We start from the raw sequence: 19,150 nt of genomic DNA, 5'->3' as shown, positions 1-19,150 counted from the left end.
TTTCAAACCTGCCTTATCCTGTAACCCACGCCGCGGACGGTCTCGATCCAGCGCTCGTCGCTGGTCGCGGCGTGAAGTTTCTGTCTCAGATTGCTCACATGCACATCGATGCTGCGGTCATAGGCCTCACGCGGCCGGCCCAGCACCTGGATGGACATCTCATCCTTGGTGACGACCCGGTCGCCGGCCCTCAGCAGCATCTCCAGGAGATTGAATTCCGACGCGGTGAGATCGAGCGGCTGGCCAGCGCAGGTGACCCGGCGCTGGGCCGGGCTGAGTGCAATGGGCCCGCTGCTGAGTTCCTCCCCCTGCCGCTCGCTGCCGGCGACCGGGGCCGCCTGGCTGCGCCGCAGCACGGCCCGCAGCCTTGCCACCAGCTCGCGCGGGTAACAGGGTTTGGGCACATAATCATCCGCCCCCATCTCAAGGCCGATGACACGGTCGATGTCATCGCCCTTGGCCGTCAGCATGATGACAGGAAGCGCGCTTTCCTGCCGGATACGGCGCAGCACCTCGATGCCGCCCATGCGGGGCATCATGATGTCCAGAATGGCTGCCGAATAATTGCCCGACAGGGCAGCCTCGACGCCTGCTTCGCCATTATGGACCATGGTGAGGTCAAAACCCTCGCCGGCCATATATTCACGCAGCATGGCGCCCAGTTCGGCATCGTCGTCGATCAGCAGGATCTGCACCTGATCCGGTCTCCGGCCTCGTCAAAATCAATCGCGGCAGCTTAAGGCGCAACGGTACGCCGGCCACCGCGCTTACGCAGTTGCTGGCAATTTCCATACGCCGGGATTTTAGCCTTGGCACCTGTCTCAAGGCAGGAAATCCGCGAATTTACGCAATCTTTACGTTTTGCTTTCGCAGCCTTCACCCACATGCCACGCCCGCCTTCCTATATTCGGGTCAACACTGCTGTCCAACGAGCCGGCCCCGCCAAATCCGGCGACGAGATGAAGAAGCCCTGGAGTTAGCCTTGACCCCCAACCGCAAGAAGCGCCGCCTGCGCCCTGCCCTGATCGTGGCCGTACTGGTCATCGTCGCCGGTGCCGGTGTTGCCGGTTTCACCCTGCTGCGCCCGACCCCGGTGGCTCCGCCGCCCACGGCAGCGGTCACCCGCGGCGATATCGAGGACACGGTGCTGGCAACCGGCACCATCAACGCCTCCAAGACGGTTCTCGTCGGTGCCCAGGTTTCCGGCCAGATCACCCATATCGATGTCTCGGTGGGTGACGAGGTGAAGGAAGGCGACCCCATCGCCGAGATCGACCCGCTCACCCGCGAAAACACGCTCAAGGATTCCGAAGCCGCGCTCGATAACGTCAAGGCCCAGCGCGCCGCCGAACAGGCAACGCTGCGCCAGGCCGAACTGGCCTATAACCGCCAGAAGCAGATGCGCGCGCAGGACGCAACCTCGCGGGAAGATTTTGAAAGTGCCGAGGCGACGCTGGCGGTCACCAAGGCCAATATCGCCGCGCTCGATGCGCAGATCCGTCAGGCGGAAGTCACAGTCGACACTGCCCGGGTCAATCTCGGCTACACCAAGATCACCGCGCCGATGACCGGGACCATCATCGCCGTCTCCCGGCAGGAAGGCCAGACGGTCAACGCCGCGCAAAGCGCGCCGACCATCGCCAAGATGGCCGATCTCAGCCGCATGGAAGTAGAAGCTGCCATCTCCGAGGCCGACGTGGTGCGCGTAAAACCGGGCCAGAAGGTCTATTTCACCATCCTTGGCGATCCCGACCGGCGCTTCTACGCCACGCTCGACAGCATCAAGCCGGTGACCGACACGGTCGAGACCACCGACGACGTGACCACCATCACCGAGGACAGCAAGGCGGTCTATTACAACGGCGTTTTTTACGTCGATAACCCTGACCGCACGCTGCGCATCTCGATGACGGCGCAGGTTTCCATCGTACTGAACGAGGCGAAGGACGCCCTGACCGTTCCCGTCTCTGCCCTGCGCAACAAGGCCAGGGATGGCAGCTATATCGTCGAGGTACTGCAGGCGGATGGCACCACCCGGCCGCAGAAGGTGCATGTCGGCATCAACAACAACGTGACGGCCGAGGTGCAGGACGGGCTTTCCGAAGGCGACAAGGTGGTGCTGACCACCACGACCACCACAGCCGCCGCTTCCGCTTCGCAGGCACCGCGCCGCATGGGACCGATGAGGTTCTGAGCCATGAGCACACCCCTTATCGAACTTGAGGACCTGCGCCGGGAATTCCCCGCCGGCGAAGGCACCATCGCGGTGCTGCAGGATGTAAACCTCACCATCAATTCCGGCGAGATGGTCGCCATCATCGGCGCTTCCGGCTCCGGCAAGTCGACGCTGATGAACATCCTCGGCTGCCTCGACCGGCCGACCAGCGGTGCCTATCGCATCAACGGGCAGGATACGAACGGGCTGGAGCCCGATGAACTCGCCGCCCTCCGGCGCGAATATTTCGGCTTCATCTTCCAGCGTTATCACCTGCTCTCCACGCTGACCGCGCTCGGCAATGTGGAAGTGCCGGCCATCTATGCCGGCGCCCCCCGGGGCGCCCGGCAGGACCGCGCCGCCTCACTGCTCGAGCGGCTCGGCCTCGGCAACCGGCTGGATCACAAACCCTCGCAGCTTTCCGGCGGCCAGCAGCAACGCGTCAGCGTGGCGCGTGCGCTGATGAATGGCGGCCAGATCATCCTGGCCGACGAGCCGACCGGTGCGCTCGACAGCACCAGCGGCGAGGAGATGCTGAAGCTGCTCTCCGAGCTGCATCAGGCCGGCCACACCATCATCATCGTGACCCACGATGCCAAGGTGGCCGACCATGCCGAGCGCATCATCGAGATCAGCGACGGCCGCATCATTGCCGACACACGGCGCAAGCCGCAGGAAGAAAGCATTGCCCCGCCGCTGGCCGATCACGCCCGCTCCAGCTGGCGCGCCGCGCTCGGCCGTTTTGGCGAGGCCTTCAGCATGGCGCTCGTCGCCATGGCGGCCCATCGCCTGCGCACCTTCCTTACCATGCTCGGCATCATCATCGGCATCGCCTCGGTGGTCTCGGTAGTGGCGCTCGGCCAGGGATCGAGCGCGCAGATCCTGGAGAACATCAACTCCATCGGCACCAATACGATCGACATCTATCCCGGCAAGGATTTCGGTGACCGCAAATCCTCCAGCATCCTCACGCTGGTGCCCCGCGATGCCGACCTGCTGGCCAGGGAAACCTATGCCGACAGTGTGACGCCCGGCGTTTCCGCCTCCGGCAAGATCCTGCGCTACCGCAACCTTGAGCTCTCCGCCACGGTACGCGGCGTGGGGGACCAGTTCTTCCGCGTGCGCGGCTATGAGATGGCGAACGGTGTTTCTTTCGACGCCGGCAGCATCAGCCGCCGGGCGCAGGTCGCCGTCATCGACGACAACACCCGCCAGAAAATGTTCCCCAACGGGGATGATCCGCTGGGGCAGGTGTTCTTTGTCGGCGATGTGCCGGTGCGCATCATCGGCGTGACGGCCCCCAAGGCCTCCCCCTTCGGCAACAGCGACGAGTTGAATGTCTGGCTGCCCTACACCACGGCGATGAGCCGCATCCTCGGGCAGACCAACTTGCAGAGCATCACCGTGCGCGTGGCGGACAATTACGATACCGCCGTTGCCGAGCAGCAGATCATCGCCGCGCTGGAGCGCCAGCACGGCACCAAGGACTTCTTCACGATGAACACGGACACCATCCGTCAGACCATCCAGAAGACGACCGAAACCCTGACCCTGCTCATTTCGGCAATCGCGCTCATCTCGCTGGTCGTCGGCGGTATCGGCGTCATGAACATCATGCTCGTCTCGGTGACGGAGCGTACCCGCGAGATCGGCGTGCGCATGGCCGTGGGTGCCCGGCAGAACGACATCCTGCGCCAGTTCCTCATCGAGGCGGTGCTGGTGTGTTTCATCGGCGGGTTTCTGGGAGTGATGGCCGCCTTCGGGCTCGGTTTCATTCTCACCCATTTCAGCACCGACGTGAATCTTACCTATTCGACCACTTCGATCGTCGCGGCCTTTGCCTGCTCGACCCTGATCGGCGTGATTTTCGGTTTCCTGCCTGCCCGCAGCGCGGCGCGGCTGGACCCTGTGGAGGCGCTGGCGCGCGAATGAAGCTGATACCCTCCCTTGCTAGCCGGCCGCTGCTGGCCGGTCTCGTTGCCCTGTCCCTTGGCGGCTGCTCGCTGCTTGGCACCACGGACTATTCCCGCCCGGCGCTGACCGTGCCCGGTGCCTGGTGGCAGGAAACCGGCGCCAACCAGACCCGCAGCACACTGCCGACCGACCAGTGGTGGCAGGCCTTCAACGATCCGGCGCTGAATGCCCTGATCGAGGAAGCCTTTGCCAGCAACAATGATCTGGCAGCCGCTGCTATCAAAGTGCGTCAGGCCCAGCTTCAGGCCGGACTTGCCGCCGATGACGAGCGCCCTACGGTCTCGGCCTCGGCGGATGCCTCCACCTCGAAGCGGCTCGATACCAGCGCCTCCAGCCAGCGCTCCTCCTCCCTCACCGGGTCGGTGAGTTACGAGGTCGATCTCTGGGGCAAGCTTTCCAGCACCACCGACGCCAAGCGCTGGGAAGCGCAGGCGACGGAAGCGGACCGGCAGGCAACCGCCATGTCGCTCGCCGGGACGACGGCAAACCTTTACTGGCAGGCGATATACCTCAAGGAACGTATCCGCCTCAGCCAGGACAGCATCGATTATGCCCAGCGCACGCTGGACCTCGTGCGCACGCAATATGCTGCCGGCGCCTCCTCCGCGCTGGAGCTCCTGGAAGCCCAGACCAGCCTCGACACCCAGCGCGCCGCGCACACCCAGTTCCTGCAGCAGCAGGTGGAAACGCAAAATGCGCTCGCCATCCTGTTCAACGGCCCACCGCATGCCTTCGATATCGAGCGCGCGGCGCTGCCGCAGGGCGTGCCGGACATTCCCGCCGGCCTGCCGGCCTCAGTGCTGGAACGCCGGCCGGATCTGAAGGCGTCCGAACTGCGCCTGCGCGAAAGCCTCGCCACCATCGACGCCACCCGTGCCAGCTATCTGCCGGACGTCACGCTGACCGGCAGCATCAGCACCGGCAGCGAGGCGCTGGCCGATATCCTGCGCAATCCCATCGGCACGCTCGGCGCCGGCCTTGCTTTGCCCTTCCTGCAATGGAACGAGCGCAAGCTCGAGATCAAGGTGTCGGAAGCCGACTATGCGCTGGCGGTGACCAACTTCCGCCAGAGCGTCTACAGCGCCTTTGCCGATGTGGAAAACGCGCTCTCGGCCCGCCGCCAGTACGCCGCCCAGGGTGAGCTGCTGACGAGCGCCGTCGACAGCGCCAGACGGGCGGAGGCGATCTACGAGACCCGTTACCGTGCCGGCGCCGTTTCCTTGCAGGACTGGCTCGATGCGCAGGAGAAGCGCCGCTCCAACGAGGAATCGCTGCTGGAAAATCACCTGAACCAGTTGAACGAGCAGGTCACGCTCTACCAGGCCCTCGGCGGCAGCACCCCGCTGCCGCAGGTCACGGATGCCACCATCACCATCCAGTAAGGATCCGAGGGGCAACAGGCAGTTCAACCGATAACCTGCGGGTATGAAAGGTTCCTCCCCGAACCGATCTCCCGCAGGCCAGGAAACCCCGGCGCAATCCCCCTGCAGCGCCGGGGTTTTCCTTTTTCCGCCCCGGTTCCGGCCCGGTCGCCGCCACCCCCAACGCAGTATGTCGCAGGAACATCCCGGCGGCTCCGGTGGTTTCTTCTGTAGAGGGCCGGCTGAAACTTCTCCTTCGAGAACCGCAAGCCGGCCCGGCAGAAAAGGAGGAAAAAATGGCATATTACTGGCCTGACAGACCTGCTTCCCCCGGCAACCGGCCGGACGAGGATGGGCCGGGCGTCGCCATCGACCCGCGCTATCGCCGCCGCCGCGGGGCATCGCCCTATCCGGGCGAGTTCATGGCCTATGGGCCGATGTATCCCTTCCCCTATGACGTCTTTCCCGGCGACGAGGATCTGCGTGGCGGCCCGCGCTGGGGCGAAGACAATGCCGGCCGCGCGCCACGCCCGGAAGATGTGCGCTGGGAACCGCGCCATGGCCATAATCCGCGCGGCTTCTGGCAGCAGGCGCGGGATGAGTTCTCTTCCTGGTTCGGCGATGAGGGCGCGGAGCACCGCCGCGAGATGGATGCGCGGGAAACCCACCGCGGGCGCGGCCCCAAAGGCTATCAGCGCGACCAGAACCGCATTCTGGAAGATATAAATGACCGGCTGACCGACGATCATTTCCTCGATGCCTCCAACATCGAGGTCACCGTCGAGAATGGCGAGGTCATGCTGTTCGGCACCGTCACCAGCCGCGCTGCCAAGCGCCGTGCGGAGGATCTGGTGGACACTGTCTCCGGCGTTACGCACTGCCAGAACAACCTGCGCGTAAAGCTTCCCGCCGGCTGACGCCTCCACCCCGTCGGTGGCACAAAAGAGAACCCCTCCGGCCCGGACAGCATTCCGGCCGGAGGGGTTTTGTCTTTCAGCTGGCCGCCTTGCGGCGAGCCGGAGCACGCCGGGCCGGCGTCTTGGGGGCATCCTTGTCGCCTGCGTTTTTACTGGCGGCAGTTTTCGCCGGTCGGGCCCTGCTTGCGGCGCCCTTGCGCTGGACGCTCAGCTTGTGCTCGCCCCCACCGCCGGTCGCGCGCGCCTCGCACAGCTTGATGATGGAATCCAGCTCGTCATCGGTCAGATGCTCGATGCCGATGAAGCGGTTGGAAGAGGAACCGACACGGATCAGCTCGTCGAGCTTGGCTTGAAGGGCCGTTGAATCCCGGTTCTGCGTGTTCTGGATCAGGAACACCATCAGGAAGGTGACGATGGTGGTGCCGGTATTGATGACCAGTTGCCAGGTGTCGGAATAGTCAAAGAGCGGCCCCGTCACCGCCCAGATGACCACGATGAGGCAGCACCCCAGAAAGGTGACCGGCCGGCCGGTCACCCGGGCCGTTTCGCTGGCCAGCGTATTGAATAGATCGGAAAAGGACATGGACGTTCATCTCCCGCATCCGCGACGCGCCATCGCGGCTGGATGCCGGGAGATAAAACGTTATGAAGGACGCCCGGTTCCGCCGCCGGGAATTGCTGCGACAGAAGGATCAGCCACGGGCCTCGGCAACGCTCACCACCAGCGTCATGGCAAGCGCCAGCGTCGCTGACAGGGGGCGGAACCCTTCGTAATCCGCCTCCACCACCTCGAACCACACCGCGCCCAGCGAGGCGAGCGGGCTGAAGGGGCTGTCGGTGATAACCACCATCGGCACATTCTGCTCGGCAAGCTGCTTGGCCTGCCCTACGCTGGCAGAAGCATAGGGCGTGAAACTGACCGCCACCGCGGCATCCTTCGCTCCGGCGAAGGACAATGTCTCCGCGTCCGTGCCGCTGGAGGAGCCCACCAGCACGTTGCGGATGCCGAGCTTGCCCATCGCATAGCTCATATAGCTGGTTACCGGAAAGGAGCGGCGCTGGCCGATGAGATAAATGGTCTCGGCCGAAATCAGCTGCTCCACCGCCTCCTCGATCCGGTGCGGGTCGATGCGCTCGCGCACCGAGCGCACGGATTCCTCTGCCGCGTCGGAAAAGCCGGCAAACAGCAGGGCCGGCTTGGAGACGCCACGCGCATGCTCCGCCAGCGAGCGCAGCCGCTCGTCATAATCCAGCACCCGGTCGCGCAGGCGCGAGCGGAAGATCAGCTGCAGGTCGGAAAATCCCTGATACCCGAGGGCCTGGGCAAAACGCACCAGCGTGGAGGTCGGCACCCCGGCCGCCTCTGCAATGCTGGCGACGGTGCCAAAGGCGATGTCGTCCGGGTTGGCCATGGCGTAACCGGCCACCTGCGCCAGCCGTTTGGGTAGCGCATCCTTGCGGGCCAGCAGCAGCGCCCTGAGGCTGGCGAAATCCCGCGGGGCCTCAGCCTTGTCCGTCTCCAGCATCTCCCGATCCACTTTGGCTCGCCCCCGTTCTTGTCTTTTTCAGCATGCCGCCGGTGATCCGGCCCTCAGACGCATAGCTGTTTGTAACCTGCTTGACGTCTTGCTCAAAAATAAAATATAAATTTCATGAATTTGGAAAAATGATCCAAATGGTTCGTTTTGGCGCGGAAGGGTACCGGGCCGTTTCTTCGGGTGCAGGGCATCCGGCGTGTCTCTCTCCAGGGCTTCTCCCAGGGGGCCTAACTCTCGCGGGACGGCAACAGCCGTCCCGCCCTTGTTTTATTCCTGCACAAAGCCGCCCCGCGCCGCCTTCACCGCCGCCGTGATATGCGCGATGACCGCCGCCACCCGGCGCGTTTCATGGATGTCCGGGTGCGTGGTGAGCCAGTAGGCACGCTGAAAGCGGATTGCCGGTAACAGCCGCACCAGCTCGGGAAAACGCCGGGCGGCATAATCATGCAGCACCCCCACGCCCACTCCCGCCCGCACGGCCTCCAGCTGCCCAACGACGCTGCCGCATTCAAAGCGCCGGCTGGTGAAGCGCGACAGTGCGCTGCCGTAATCAAGCGCCCGGGAATAGACCAGATCTTCCACCTGCGTCACGGCCATATGCCCCTCAAGGTCGGCCTCGCTGGTGATCGGCCCGCTTACCGCCAGATAGTCACGGCTGGCATAGAGGCTGAGGCTGTAGTCCGTGAGCTTCTTGATGATAAGGCGGCCGGTCTTAGGGCGGTCCATCGTCACCACGATATCCGCCTCGCGCCGGGAAAGTGAAAAGGCACGCGGCAGCGGCACCAGCTGCACCACCAGTTCCGGGTGCTGCAGGGCGAGCGCGCCCAGCTCCGCCGCCAGAAAATAGTTGCCAAACCCGTCCGGCGCACCGACACGCACCGTACCGCTGAGCGCCGCCTGCGTGCCGGCCAGTTCCGCGCTTACCTTCAGGAAGTCGGATTCCGCCCGCTCCGCCGTCGCCAGCAGCCGCTCGCCCGCCGCGGTCAGCGTGCAGCCGGTGGTATGGCGTTCGACGAGCCGCACCTGCATCTCCTCCTCCAGCTGTGTCAGCTGGCGGGCGACGGTGGCGTGGTTGAGGCCGAGCCGCCGCGCCGCGCCCAGAATTTGCCCGGTGCGCGCAATAGCCAGAAAGATACGGATACGATCCCAGTCCATAGACAGGACTTTAAAATTTGCACAACGGTGCCGCAATAGTGCCGGTTGATGTGCAGCCACGATATGCCGAGAATGCCCGCACCCAGAGCATTGGCCACAAGAACATTGAGCAGCCGGAGGAACAGCATGGTTTCCCAGATTTCCCACTTTGTCGGCGGACGCAAGGTTGCCGGCACCAGCGGCCGCAAGAGCCCGGTCTTCAACCCCGCAACCGGAGAGCAGACCGGCGAGGTCGCCCTTGCCTCCACCGCCGAAGTGCGCGCCGCCGTGGCAGCGGCCCGCGCCGCCTTCCCCGGCTGGGCCGCCACCACCCCGCTGCGCCGTGCGCGCATCCTCAACAAGTTCCTGCACATCCTCGAAGAGCGCACGCCGGAACTCGCTGCTGTCATCAGCGCCGAGCATGGCAAGGTGCTGTCCGACGCGATGGGCGAGATCACCCGCGGCATCGAGGTCGTGGAATTCGCCACCGGCATTCCGCAGCTCCTCAAGGGCGAGTTCACCGAGAATGTCGGCACGCGCGTCGACAGCCATTCGCTGCGCCAGCCGCTGGGTGTCGTTGCCGGCATCACGCCGTTCAACTTCCCGGCCATGGTGCCGATGTGGATGTTCCCGGTGGCGCTCGCCTGCGGCAACTGCTTCGTCCTGAAGCCGTCGGAGCGCGATCCCTCTGCCTCGCTGCTGCTGGCCGAGTGGTTGAAGGAAGCCGGCCTGCCGGACGGTGTCTTCACCATCGTGCATGGCGACAAGGAAGCCGTGGATGCGCTGCTGACCGATCCGGACATCACTGCCGTCAGCTTCGTCGGCTCCACCCCCATCGCCCGCTACATCTATGAAACCGCCGCGATGAACGGCAAGCGCTGCCAGGCGCTCGGCGGTGCCAAGAACCACATGATCATCATGCCGGACGCCGACATGGATCAGGCGGTCGATGCGCTGATGGGCGCGGCCTATGGCTCGGCCGGCGAGCGCTGCATGGCGATCTCCGTTGCCGTGCCAGTGGGTGAGGCCACGGCCAACGCACTTATCGCCAAGCTGGAGCCGAAGGTGCGTGCGCTCAAGATCGGCCCGGGGACCGATCCGGAAGCCGAGATGGGCCCGCTCGTCACCAGGCAGCATTTCGACAAGGTGCGCGGCTATATCGATGCCGGCGTTGCCGAAGGGGCGAAGCTCGTGGTCGATGGCCGCGACTTCAAGATGCAGGGTTACGAAGGCGGTTACTTCGTCGGCGGCACCCTCTTCGACAACGTGACCACCGACATGAAGATCTACAAGGAAGAGATCTTCGGACCCGTGCTCTCCGTCGTGCGCTCGCCGGACTACGATACCGCCGCGCGCATGATCAACGAGCATGAGTTCGGCAACGGCACCGCCATCTTCACCCGCGACGGCGATGCCGCGCGTGAGTTCGCCAGCCAGATCCAGGTCGGCATGGTCGGCATCAACGTGCCGATCCCGGTGCCGATGGCGTTCCACAGCTTCGGCGGCTGGAAGGCCTCGCTCTTCGGCGACCATCACATGCATGGGCCGGAAGGCGTGCGCTTCTATACCAAGCTCAAGACCATCACCAGCCGCTGGCCGACGGGCATCCGTTCGGGCGCCGAGTTCGTGATGCCAACGATGAAGTAAGGCATCTGCCACATCGCAGAAACGGCAACGCCCCGCAGAAGACCTCTCCGGGGCGTTGTCGTTTTGACCTGATGTCCGGCTGGCGGGGGATCAGGCGTTCTTCAGCTGGCGCATGCCGGCGATGTAACCGACCTGGGCAGCATAACGGTCGCTGAAATTCTTGTTGATCAGCGGTGTCAGCACGTCCTTGACCTTGTCGTGCAGCCCCTTTTCCCAGTCACCCGGGTGCTGGAAGTTGCTCATGATGTAGGTCCAGCCATTCACATTGTCGACGGACTGCAGGCCGGTCGATTCAGCGCCCGATGGGGTCGAGAGCACCCGCACGCAGCTCTTGTCATCGACATTGTAGGCCCACAGGAAGTTGTTGACATGCATGCCGCTGTCCTCGCCCACGAACAGGGTGCGCATGTCCTCGGAGAACTTGATGTTGTCCGGGTTGGCGACACGGTCTGCGTTGGCAAGGTTGCCCATCTCGTCGGCGGCCTTCAGGTCTTCACCCGTAAGAGCCGGGATGCCGGCCATATGGACGGGAACCCAGGCACTGTCGATCGTCTGGTTCTGGTCGTCCTGCTGGCCATCGCGCAGATCGAGGGCATAAACGCTGCCCGAGGTCGGCCCCTGAACATGGATGTCCGTGCTGCCGTCCTTCATCGGGCCCTTGATCGAGCTCATCGCCACATAGGCCACCTTGTCCGCCGCGTTGACGGTGGTGCCTTCCCACTTGGTGAAACCAAGGCTACCCCCGCGCAGCGCGGCATAACGGTGGGTCTCAAGGAAGGCGGCGGCCTTCTCCATGCCCGGCTTCAGGCGTACCCAGTTGGGCTTGCCTTCGTAGAAAATCTTGGTGAAGCCGGCTTCCGTCGGCTCGGCGCGCACCACATCCATGATGTCGGTGGGCTTGAGCGTCTTGGCCATCTGCTCGACCTCGTCGCTGGTGGCATGACCAAGCTTGATCCAGCTGAGATCGGCCGCGCCCGGCCCTTCGCCGGAGGTCTGCTTCCACTTTGCGACATAGAGCGTGCCGGAAGAAAGGTCTTCCGCCTTGTCGGCCACGAACATGAAGGCGCCGCCATTGGTCATGTCGTCGCCCATCAGCACCGTGCGCGAGTCCGGGCAAACCTGCACCAGCTCGTGCGAGATACGGCCGAGGCAGAAATGCTTGGTCACGGTGCCGCTGCCGTCAGCGCTCACCTTCACTTCCGGAATGTGATTGTAGAGGTAGGGATTGGCCTTGGCCGGGTCGTTCACCGCAGCGGCATCACCATAGAGATTGGTGATGAAGGCGTGGAACTGGTCGCTCTTTTCCGCAGCGAAAGCGTCGGTCGGATATTCCTCGCTGGAGAGATGCGTGTTCCAGGGCGAGCGGCTGGCGCCGCAGGTGATCCAGAGGCCATGGGAATTGCCGGCCGGCACCGGGGAATAACGCACCAGCTTCAGCGCGCCGGTCTCCGGATTCTGGTCGAAGGTCATCACCGCCAGCGGCGACGGCAGACGGCCGTAGAGATCTTCCTTGGCGAGATTGCGGCTGGTGTATTCGAACTGCACCACGGCAAAAACCGGGTTGCCCTTTACGCCGAGGGCCGCCTTGTCCACGCCGTCCATTGGCTGCAGCAGGGACATGCCGTCCGGGCAATCGGAGAACATCTGGCGGCTCTCGCCGGGCACGGAAGTGTCCATGATCGGACGGCCCTCGATGTCGTAATAGCCGCCAGCCACGATCATCTCGCCCTTCGGGCCGGGCACCTTGTCGCCGGTCTTGAAGAAGGCTTCATAGGAAAGTTCGAAGGCCTGCGAGGCATCGCCGCCGTCAACGCCCAGCTTCGAGCCTACGGTCACCTGCGCCATCGATTCCGGATTGTCGAGGCCCGGGGCCGCCATGCCATAGAAACGCACCTTGCCGGCGGCCACCTTGGCCACGGCGTCCGCGGCCATCGCGCTGTCCGACCAGGCCATGCGCGCCAGCGGCAGGGCAATGGCGGAGCCGCCCAGCAGCTTGACTAAGGAACGACGGGAAACAGCCAAATTCTCGGTCATTTTTCGGCACCTCATCCAGGTCGGTTGGTATTTTCTGTTTTGCCGAACCGTGGCTCATGGCCGTTACAGGGCGATGACGGATTGCCGCACCATTTGATGACCAAGCCTGTGACCCATCGCCGCAGGCGCTCGTGCCGCAGCGGAAAGTCGAGCAATTGGCTATGCCCGCGCCGCATCAACAACGCAAGGCGCCCGGGACACACAAAATTATGCAATCCGCCGTATTTCCAACCGGCCGCCCAGCCATTATTGATTAACGGCAAGACAAGCGCCCCGCCGGCCGGCGGCAGGCAAAAGAAGAAATGGCTGCCGACTGCCGATGCGTTTTCTGCTCATCAACCCCAACGCCGCGCACGACTACGACGTCGACACGCCCTTTGAGCGGCCATTGGCGGGAGCGGAAGCCGCACAGGTGCATCTGGCACTCGCCCTGACGGCGCTCGGGCACGAGGTCGATCTGGTCACCGGCACCCGCCGACCCGGCATCAGGCGCGGCGTATTCTGCCACTCCCTTGCCCGCAGCCTGCCAAGCCCGCAGACCGCCGACGCCATCCTGGTGACCAACGCTCCGCGTTACGCGCTGGAGATGCGGCCGCATCTCGGCAACCATCCGCGGCTGCTCGCCTGGGAACACAACATCTGGGATCCGCAGCCGCTTTATGGCGACTGCCTCAAGGCGCTGGCGCTGGCGGGGGGCGATATTCTCTGCGTCAGCCAGTGGCACCGTGCCCATTTCGTCGAGCGGGGCGGCATATCGCCGGCGCGCCTGCATCTGCTGCCCAATGCACTGGGTCCGGCCTTTCTCTCGCTCTTTGCCGAAGGGGAGGATGTGCTTGCCGCCAAGGCCCACCCCCCGCGGCTCATCTTTGCCGCCACCCCCTACAAGGGGCTCGATGCCGCGCTCGCCTGTTTCCAGGCCCTGCGGCAGCAGTTGCCGGACGTAACGCTCGATATCTATTCCAGCTTCGAGCTTTATCCGGAAAACAATCCGCTGCGGCGCGATGCTCGCTGGCGGCTGATTGCCGATGCCGCGCGCAACATCGATGGCATTGCCATGCATGACCTGGTGCCGAACGCCACTCTGGGCGAAGCGATGAAGGGGGCGGCGATGCTGTTCTACCCCAACACCCTGCCGGAGACCTCCAGCATCGTGACGCTGGAAGCTCTGGCGGCGGGCTGCATCGTCTATGCTCCGCCCTTTGCCGCCCTGCCGGAAACAGCCGGGCCCTGGCTACACCCCATGCCGCTCAATGCCCGCCACCGTTTCACGCCCGCCGGGGTTGTCGGGGGGGCACTCGACTTGCTGAAGCGCTGGATGGAGAGCGATGCTGAGCTGGCTGGCAAATTGCGGCAGCAGGTGCGCCAGACCACAGCCGACTGCCGGTGGGAAGCGCGCGCCCGGGACCTCGTGGCGCTGGTTGCCGACAAAAGCAGCGTCATCGCCCGGTAATTTTGCCCCGGGTAATATTGACAGCCCCCGTCAAGCCATCCTAGACGGGAAGCCTCCTCTCCCAGACCGGCAGTCGAACCCCATGGACAGCTCAACCCGTTGCACCGCCTTCGAGGGCACCACCAAGGTCGCCGCCGGCGATCTCGGCGCCGTGGCGCTGGTGGTCAAGGTGCTGCTGGAGACGGCGCCGGGGCGCCTCATCATCATCTATGACGACGCCAGCGGGCAGGAGATCGACATCGATTTCCGCGGCAGCGACGATGAAGTGCTGGCCCGGCTCTCGGCAGCCCCGCCCCAGCGCGGTCGCGGCCGCCCCAAGCTGGGGGTCGTCGCCAAGGAGATCACCCTCTTGCCGCGCCACTGGGACTGGCTGGCCGCCCAGCCGGGCGGCGCCTCGGCCACCCTCAGGCGTCTTGTGGAGGAAGCCCGGCGCAGCAATGCGGACAAAGACCGCCAGCGCCAGGCCCAGCGCGCCTGTTATCGCTTTATGTCGGCGGTCGGCGGCAACCTGCCGGATTTTGAGGAGGCCTCGCGCGCGCTATTTGCCGGCAATCTCGGCCGGCTGGCCGAACTGATTGCCCGCTGGCCCGGCGATGTGCGCCATCACGTAATGAAACTCGCCGTCGGCAGCATCCCGGCGGAAGGCAGCAGCGACTAGCCTGCCGGGGTTTCAATCCCCCGAAACACATCAGGCCCGCCGGGAAACGGCGAGCCTAATGGCTAAAGCATTTATCCGTGGAAGACGCTCAGAAGAGGCCTTCCAGCATGCCGGTGCGGCGGCGCTCGATGATCGGGATATCGCCGCTGTCGACAGGAATACCCAGCGCCTGGTTACGGCGGATGCGGGCAGCTTCCTTGTCGGCATCAAGCAGTGCGCCCTGCGGCACGTCGAGGCCGAGCATGCTGTCGACGATGCGGGTGTTGGCGGCCACCATCGAGGCAGTTTCGGCATCCACCTTGCTGCGAATTTCCGGATCGATATTGGCGGCGCCGGCGCTCACCAGCAGCGCCTGCTCACCCGGCGATAGCGGCTTGCCCTGATCGTTGGTCACGGTCGGCGTCGTCGGCTGCAGGCCGAAGGTCACCGTCTTGGCAACGTCCTGGGTCGTGCCTTCCTGCGGGCGGACAGCACCGGGCTGCGGCGGCTGCAGCTCGATGCCCGGCGGCACGGAAAGCGGCGCGCGGGAGACAACGGTGAATTCATCCGGCGGCTTGCGGGCAAGGCCGAGGGTCTCTTTTGTCTGCTCGCAGCCTGTGGCCACCAGCATGGCTCCAACAGCCAGCAGCAACCCTGCCTTCACGGAGACCTTGGAATAGTTCAACGCGACCTCTCCCACCCTCTTTTGCGCCATACGAGGCGGCATCATCCTTAGCTCAGATCAGGCTGCCGGGCCAGTCCCGGAGGCCCGATCGGCGGCCTTGCGTCCCGAGCCAAGGAAGCTATCGATCAGCACCATGACAACACCAATGGTAATGCAGGAATCCGCCACATTAAAGGCGGGCCAGTGGTAACCCACAGCATGCACATCGAGGAAGTCGCGCACGGCGCCGTAGACGATCCGGTCATAGACGTTACCGATGGCGCCGCCAATGATGAATCCGATGGCCGCCGACAGGAAGCGTCGCTCAACGGTCCGCAGCCAGAAGAACAGCGCAACAGCGATAAACACCGCAACCGCCACCAGCACCCAGCGCGTTACCTCAGGCCCATCGGCGAAGAGCGAGAAGCTGACGCCGGTGTTCCAGGCATGCACGATGTTGAAAAACGGGAAGATCTCGACCCCGCCACCATTGGGCAGCAACCGGTCGAACACCAGCGCCTTGGTCACGAGATCGAAGAAGATGCCGAGCACGGCAATGCCGATTCCGATAGTGAGCGCCTTGCGGCGAAGGGCCGCGCTCATGCGGCCTCTCCGGCAAGACCGGTAACCGGATCACCAAGAGCCTCGGCGCAGCGACCGCAGACATCTTCATGCCCGTCATGGCTGCCGACGTCAGGCAGCACCTGCCAGCAGCGCTCGCAGCGCTCGCCTTCCGCCAGGGTGGGCACCACGGCCACGCCTGCCACTTCCGGCAGGGTAAAGGCCCCTTCCGGCGCCGTGCCGGTCAGCACCTTGATGGCGGAGGTGATGCACACATCGTGGAACGCGACGGTGCCGAGCACCGCTGCGGTATCCGCATCGACATAGACTTCCGGAGCGGCCTGCAAGGAGGAGCCGATGCGTTTGGCGCCGCGCTCCACTTCCAGCGCGCCGGTCACCACACGGCGCACGCGGCGGATGGTTTCCCACTTGGCCGCCAGCGTCTCGTTGCGCCACTCGGCCGGGAACTCGGGGAACTGGCGCAGATGCACCGAATCCTCGCTCTCCCACCCGTTGGTGCGGGTAAGCCAGGCTTCCTCGGCCGTGAAGCAGAGGGCCGGCGCCAACCATGCCGTCAGCGCCTCGAAAATGAGGTTCATGACAGTCAGCGTGGCGCGGCGGCGCAGCGAGCTGGCACCGTCGCAATAAAGCACGTCCTTGCGGACGTCGAAGTAGAAGGCCGACAGCTCAACCGCGCAGAACTCGTGCAGCTCGCGATAGAGGCTGTTGAAGTCGTAGCGGGCAACGCAGGCACGCACATGCGCGTCCATCTCGGACAGGCGATGCAGCGCCCAGCGCTCCAGCTCCGGCATCTCCCCGGCCGTGACGGCAGCGCTGCCATCCCAGCCATCGAGTGCACCGAGCAGGTAGCGCAGCGTGTTGCGCAGGCGGCGGTAAAGGTCGGAGTAGCTCTTGAGGATATCCGGGCCGATGCGCAGGTCCTCGGAATAGTCCGAGCTCACCACCCACAGGCGCAGGATGTCGGCGCCGTACTGCGCCTCGATCTCGCTTGGCTCCACACCGTTGCCCAGCGACTTCGACATCTTGTAGCCGTTCTGGTCGAGCACGAAGCCATGGGTCAGCACGGCGTCATAGGGCGCCCGGCCACGCGTGCCGCAGCTTTCCAGCAGGGAGGAATGGAACCAGCCACGATGCTGATCCGAGCCTTCCAGATAAAGGTCCGCGGGCCATTTGAGGTCAGGCCGCGCGTCCAGCACGAAATTGTGCGTGGAGCCGGACTCGAACCACACGTCGACAATATCGAACACCTGGTCGTAATTGGCCTTGTCGTACCCGTTGCCGAGGAACTCCTGCGGGTCCATCGAGTACCAGGCATCGGAGCCCTTCTCGCGGAAGGCTTCGGTGATGCGGTTGCACACGGCCTCGTCGCGCAGCGGCTCGCCAGTGCGCTTGTCGAGGAAGAGCGCGATGGGCACGCCCCAGGCACGCTGGCGGCTGATGCACCAGTCCGGGCGGCTCTCGATCATCGAGCCGATACGGTTCTTGCCGGCGGCCGGATACCACTTGGTATCTTCAATGGCGCGCAGCGCGATGTTGCGAAGGCTCTCCGCACCGTTCGGCGTCGTGTCCATGCCGATGAACCACTGCGGCGTGGTGCGATAGATAAGCGGCGCCTTGGAACGCCAGGAATGCGGGTACTGGTGCTTGAGGCGACCGCCGGCGAGCAGCGCGCCTTCCGTCTTCAGCTTGTCGAAGATCGGGCTATTGGCCTCGAACACGTCGATGCCGGCCCAGAGCGGCACGCCTGGACCATACCGTCCGTCATCCTCGACCGGCTGGTAGGTGACATCGAGGCCGTTTTCGACGCCGAGAAGGAAGTCTTCTTCACCATGCGCCGGGGCCGTGTGCACAAGGCCGGTACCGGCATCGGTGGTCACATGGCTGCCCGGCAGCAGCGGCACGTCATAGTCATAGCCCTGCCCGCGCCATGGATGGGCGCAGACGGTACCGGCCAGCGCGCTGCCCGGCAGGCGGGCGGCGATGTCGTAGCCGCTGATCTTGGCAGCCTTGGCAACAGCCTCCACCAGATCGGCGGCAACCACGATCACCTCACCCACGCGGGCGAGGCTGTTCTCGGCCACTTCCGTCACCTTGACGGCGGCGTAGGCGAAATCCGGGCCGTAGGCGATGGCGCGGTTGCCCGGCAGCGTCCACGGGGTGGTGGTCCAGATCACCATGCTGGCACCGGCCAGCGCCGGATCGGCTGACTTCACGACCGGGAAACGGACCCAGACCATGGTCGAGGTCTTTTCGTGGTACTCCACCTCGGCTTCGGCGAGCGCCGTCTTCTCCACCGTCGACCACATCACCGGCTTCACACCCTTGTAGAGGCGGCCGTTGAGCAGGAACTTGTGGATCTCGCCGACGATGGTCGCTTCGGCGGGATAGGTCATGGTGAGATAGGGGTTCTGCCAGTCGCCCATCACGCCAAGGCGCTGGAACTGCTCGGACTGCACGCCCACCCAATGGCGGGCAAAGTCACGGCATTCCTGGCGGAACTCGAGTACCGGCACCTGGTCCTTGTCCTTGCCGTCGGCCCGGTACTTTTCCTCGATCTTCCATTCGATGGGCAGGCCGTGGCAGTCCCAGCCCGGCACATAGATGCTGTCGCGTCCCAGCATCTGCTGGGTACGGGTGACGACATCCTTCAGCACCTTGTTGGTGGCATGGCCCATATGCAGGTTGCCGTTGGCGTAGGGCGGGCCGTCATGCAGCACATATTTGGTGCGGCCCTTCGACTGCTGGCGCACCTTGTCATAGAGGCCAATCTTCGCCCAGCGCGCCAGAATTTCCGGTTCCTTCTGGGGAAGGCCGGCGCGCATGGGGAAATCAGTCTTCGGCAGGAAGACACTGGCCTTGTAATCGGTGCTCATCGGGGCCTCTAAATCACGAATGGATGCGGCCATTCCGGCAAGGGCGGCTTCAGGTTTCAGGCACAGGAAACCGGCCCCGGACAGGCTGCAAACCTCAGCCGGTGGGTATGCTACGCCGCACGGC

The 19,150-nt window shown here is 64.5% G+C and carries 15 protein-coding genes; 7 read left to right on the top strand and 8 right to left on the bottom strand.

What is annotated here, in order from left to right:
• Positions 1–2 precede the first annotated feature (2 nt).
• Positions 3–695 (bottom strand): response regulator transcription factor, encoded by a 693-nt coding sequence (locus QTL98_RS08515; RefSeq protein ID WP_445681791.1) that lies wholly within the window; start codon positions 693–695, stop codon positions 3–5.
• A gap of 287 nt (positions 696–982) precedes the next feature.
• On the opposite strand from QTL98_RS08515, the gene QTL98_RS08510 reads away from it, so the two are divergent.
• From QTL98_RS08510 to QTL98_RS08495, 4 genes are all read left to right on the top strand, one after another.
• Complete coding sequence (locus QTL98_RS08510; protein ID WP_445681790.1) at positions 983–2,194, top strand: efflux RND transporter periplasmic adaptor subunit; 1,212 nt, start codon at positions 983–985, stop codon at positions 2,192–2,194.
• Between the two features lie 3 nt (positions 2,195–2,197).
• Positions 2,198–4,147, top strand: a complete 1,950-nt coding sequence (locus QTL98_RS08505; protein WP_445681789.1) for a MacB family efflux pump subunit — start codon at positions 2,198–2,200, stop codon at positions 4,145–4,147.
• Complete coding sequence (locus QTL98_RS08500; protein WP_445681788.1) at positions 4,144–5,571, top strand: efflux transporter outer membrane subunit; 1,428 nt, start codon at positions 4,144–4,146, stop codon at positions 5,569–5,571. Before QTL98_RS08505 ends, QTL98_RS08500 begins: the two co-directional genes overlap by 4 nt.
• A gap of 275 nt (positions 5,572–5,846) precedes the next feature.
• Positions 5,847–6,467, top strand: coding sequence for a BON domain-containing protein (locus QTL98_RS08495; RefSeq protein WP_445681787.1), 621 nt, complete (start codon positions 5,847–5,849; stop codon positions 6,465–6,467).
• 76 nt (positions 6,468–6,543) lie between these two features.
• On the opposite strand, the gene QTL98_RS08490 is transcribed toward QTL98_RS08495, so the two are convergent.
• The 3 genes from QTL98_RS08490 to QTL98_RS08480 all read right to left on the bottom strand — a co-directional run bounded on the left by QTL98_RS08490 (position 6,544) and on the right by QTL98_RS08480 (position 9,160).
• Positions 6,544–7,050, bottom strand: a complete 507-nt coding sequence (locus tag QTL98_RS08490; RefSeq protein WP_445681786.1) for a low affinity iron permease family protein — start codon at positions 7,048–7,050, stop codon at positions 6,544–6,546.
• Positions 7,051–7,159: 109 nt separating this feature from the next.
• Complete coding sequence (locus QTL98_RS08485; protein ID WP_445681785.1) at positions 7,160–7,993, bottom strand: MurR/RpiR family transcriptional regulator; 834 nt, start codon at positions 7,991–7,993, stop codon at positions 7,160–7,162.
• A gap of 279 nt (positions 7,994–8,272) precedes the next feature.
• Positions 8,273–9,160 (bottom strand): LysR family transcriptional regulator, encoded by an 888-nt coding sequence (locus QTL98_RS08480; RefSeq protein ID WP_445681784.1) that lies wholly within the window; start codon positions 9,158–9,160, stop codon positions 8,273–8,275.
• A 126-nt stretch (positions 9,161–9,286) separates the two neighbouring features.
• Between QTL98_RS08480 and QTL98_RS08475 the strand changes: the two genes are divergently transcribed.
• Positions 9,287–10,786 (top strand): CoA-acylating methylmalonate-semialdehyde dehydrogenase, encoded by a 1,500-nt coding sequence (locus QTL98_RS08475; protein WP_445681783.1) that lies wholly within the window; start codon positions 9,287–9,289, stop codon positions 10,784–10,786.
• A 90-nt stretch (positions 10,787–10,876) separates the two neighbouring features.
• On the opposite strand, the gene QTL98_RS08470 is transcribed toward QTL98_RS08475, so the two are convergent.
• A complete protein-coding gene (locus QTL98_RS08470) occupies positions 10,877–12,820 on the bottom strand; it encodes a PhoX family protein (RefSeq protein ID WP_445681782.1) in 1,944 nt (647 codons plus the stop codon).
• A gap of 319 nt (positions 12,821–13,139) precedes the next feature.
• Here QTL98_RS08470 and QTL98_RS08465 point away from each other — a divergent pair, with 319 nt between their 5' ends.
• Both QTL98_RS08465 and QTL98_RS08460 read left to right on the top strand, forming a co-directional pair.
• Entirely contained in the window at positions 13,140–14,270 is a 1,131-nt protein-coding gene (locus tag QTL98_RS08465; protein ID WP_445681781.1) for a glycosyltransferase family 4 protein, read from the top strand.
• An 82-nt stretch (positions 14,271–14,352) separates the two neighbouring features.
• Positions 14,353–14,928: a DUF2239 family protein gene (locus QTL98_RS08460; RefSeq protein WP_445681780.1), complete on the top strand. Its 576-nt coding sequence runs from the start codon at positions 14,353–14,355 to the stop codon at positions 14,926–14,928.
• Between the two features lie 88 nt (positions 14,929–15,016).
• Here QTL98_RS08460 and QTL98_RS08455 read toward each other — a convergent pair whose 3' ends face one another.
• The 3 genes from QTL98_RS08455 to ileS are packed head-to-tail and all read right to left on the bottom strand — an operon-like array spanning position 15,017 to position 19,026.
• Positions 15,017–15,592, bottom strand: a complete 576-nt coding sequence (locus QTL98_RS08455; RefSeq protein WP_445681779.1) for a DUF3035 domain-containing protein — start codon at positions 15,590–15,592, stop codon at positions 15,017–15,019.
• 57 nt (positions 15,593–15,649) lie between these two features.
• On the bottom strand, positions 15,650–16,174 hold the full coding sequence (gene lspA / locus QTL98_RS08450) for a signal peptidase II (protein ID WP_445681778.1): 525 nt from the start codon (positions 16,172–16,174) through the stop codon (positions 15,650–15,652).
• Positions 16,171–19,026: an isoleucine--tRNA ligase gene (ileS, locus tag QTL98_RS08445; RefSeq protein ID WP_445681777.1), complete on the bottom strand. Its 2,856-nt coding sequence runs from the start codon at positions 19,024–19,026 to the stop codon at positions 16,171–16,173. Before ileS ends, lspA begins: the two co-directional genes overlap by 4 nt.
• Positions 19,027–19,150 lie beyond the last annotated feature (124 nt).

It is taken from the genome of Radicibacter daui, assembly GCA_030657355.1.
Taxonomy (GTDB): Bacteria; Pseudomonadota; Alphaproteobacteria; order Radicibacterales; family Radicibacteraceae; genus Radicibacter; species Radicibacter daui.
This window is presented reverse-complemented; position numbering and strand designations above follow the sequence as displayed.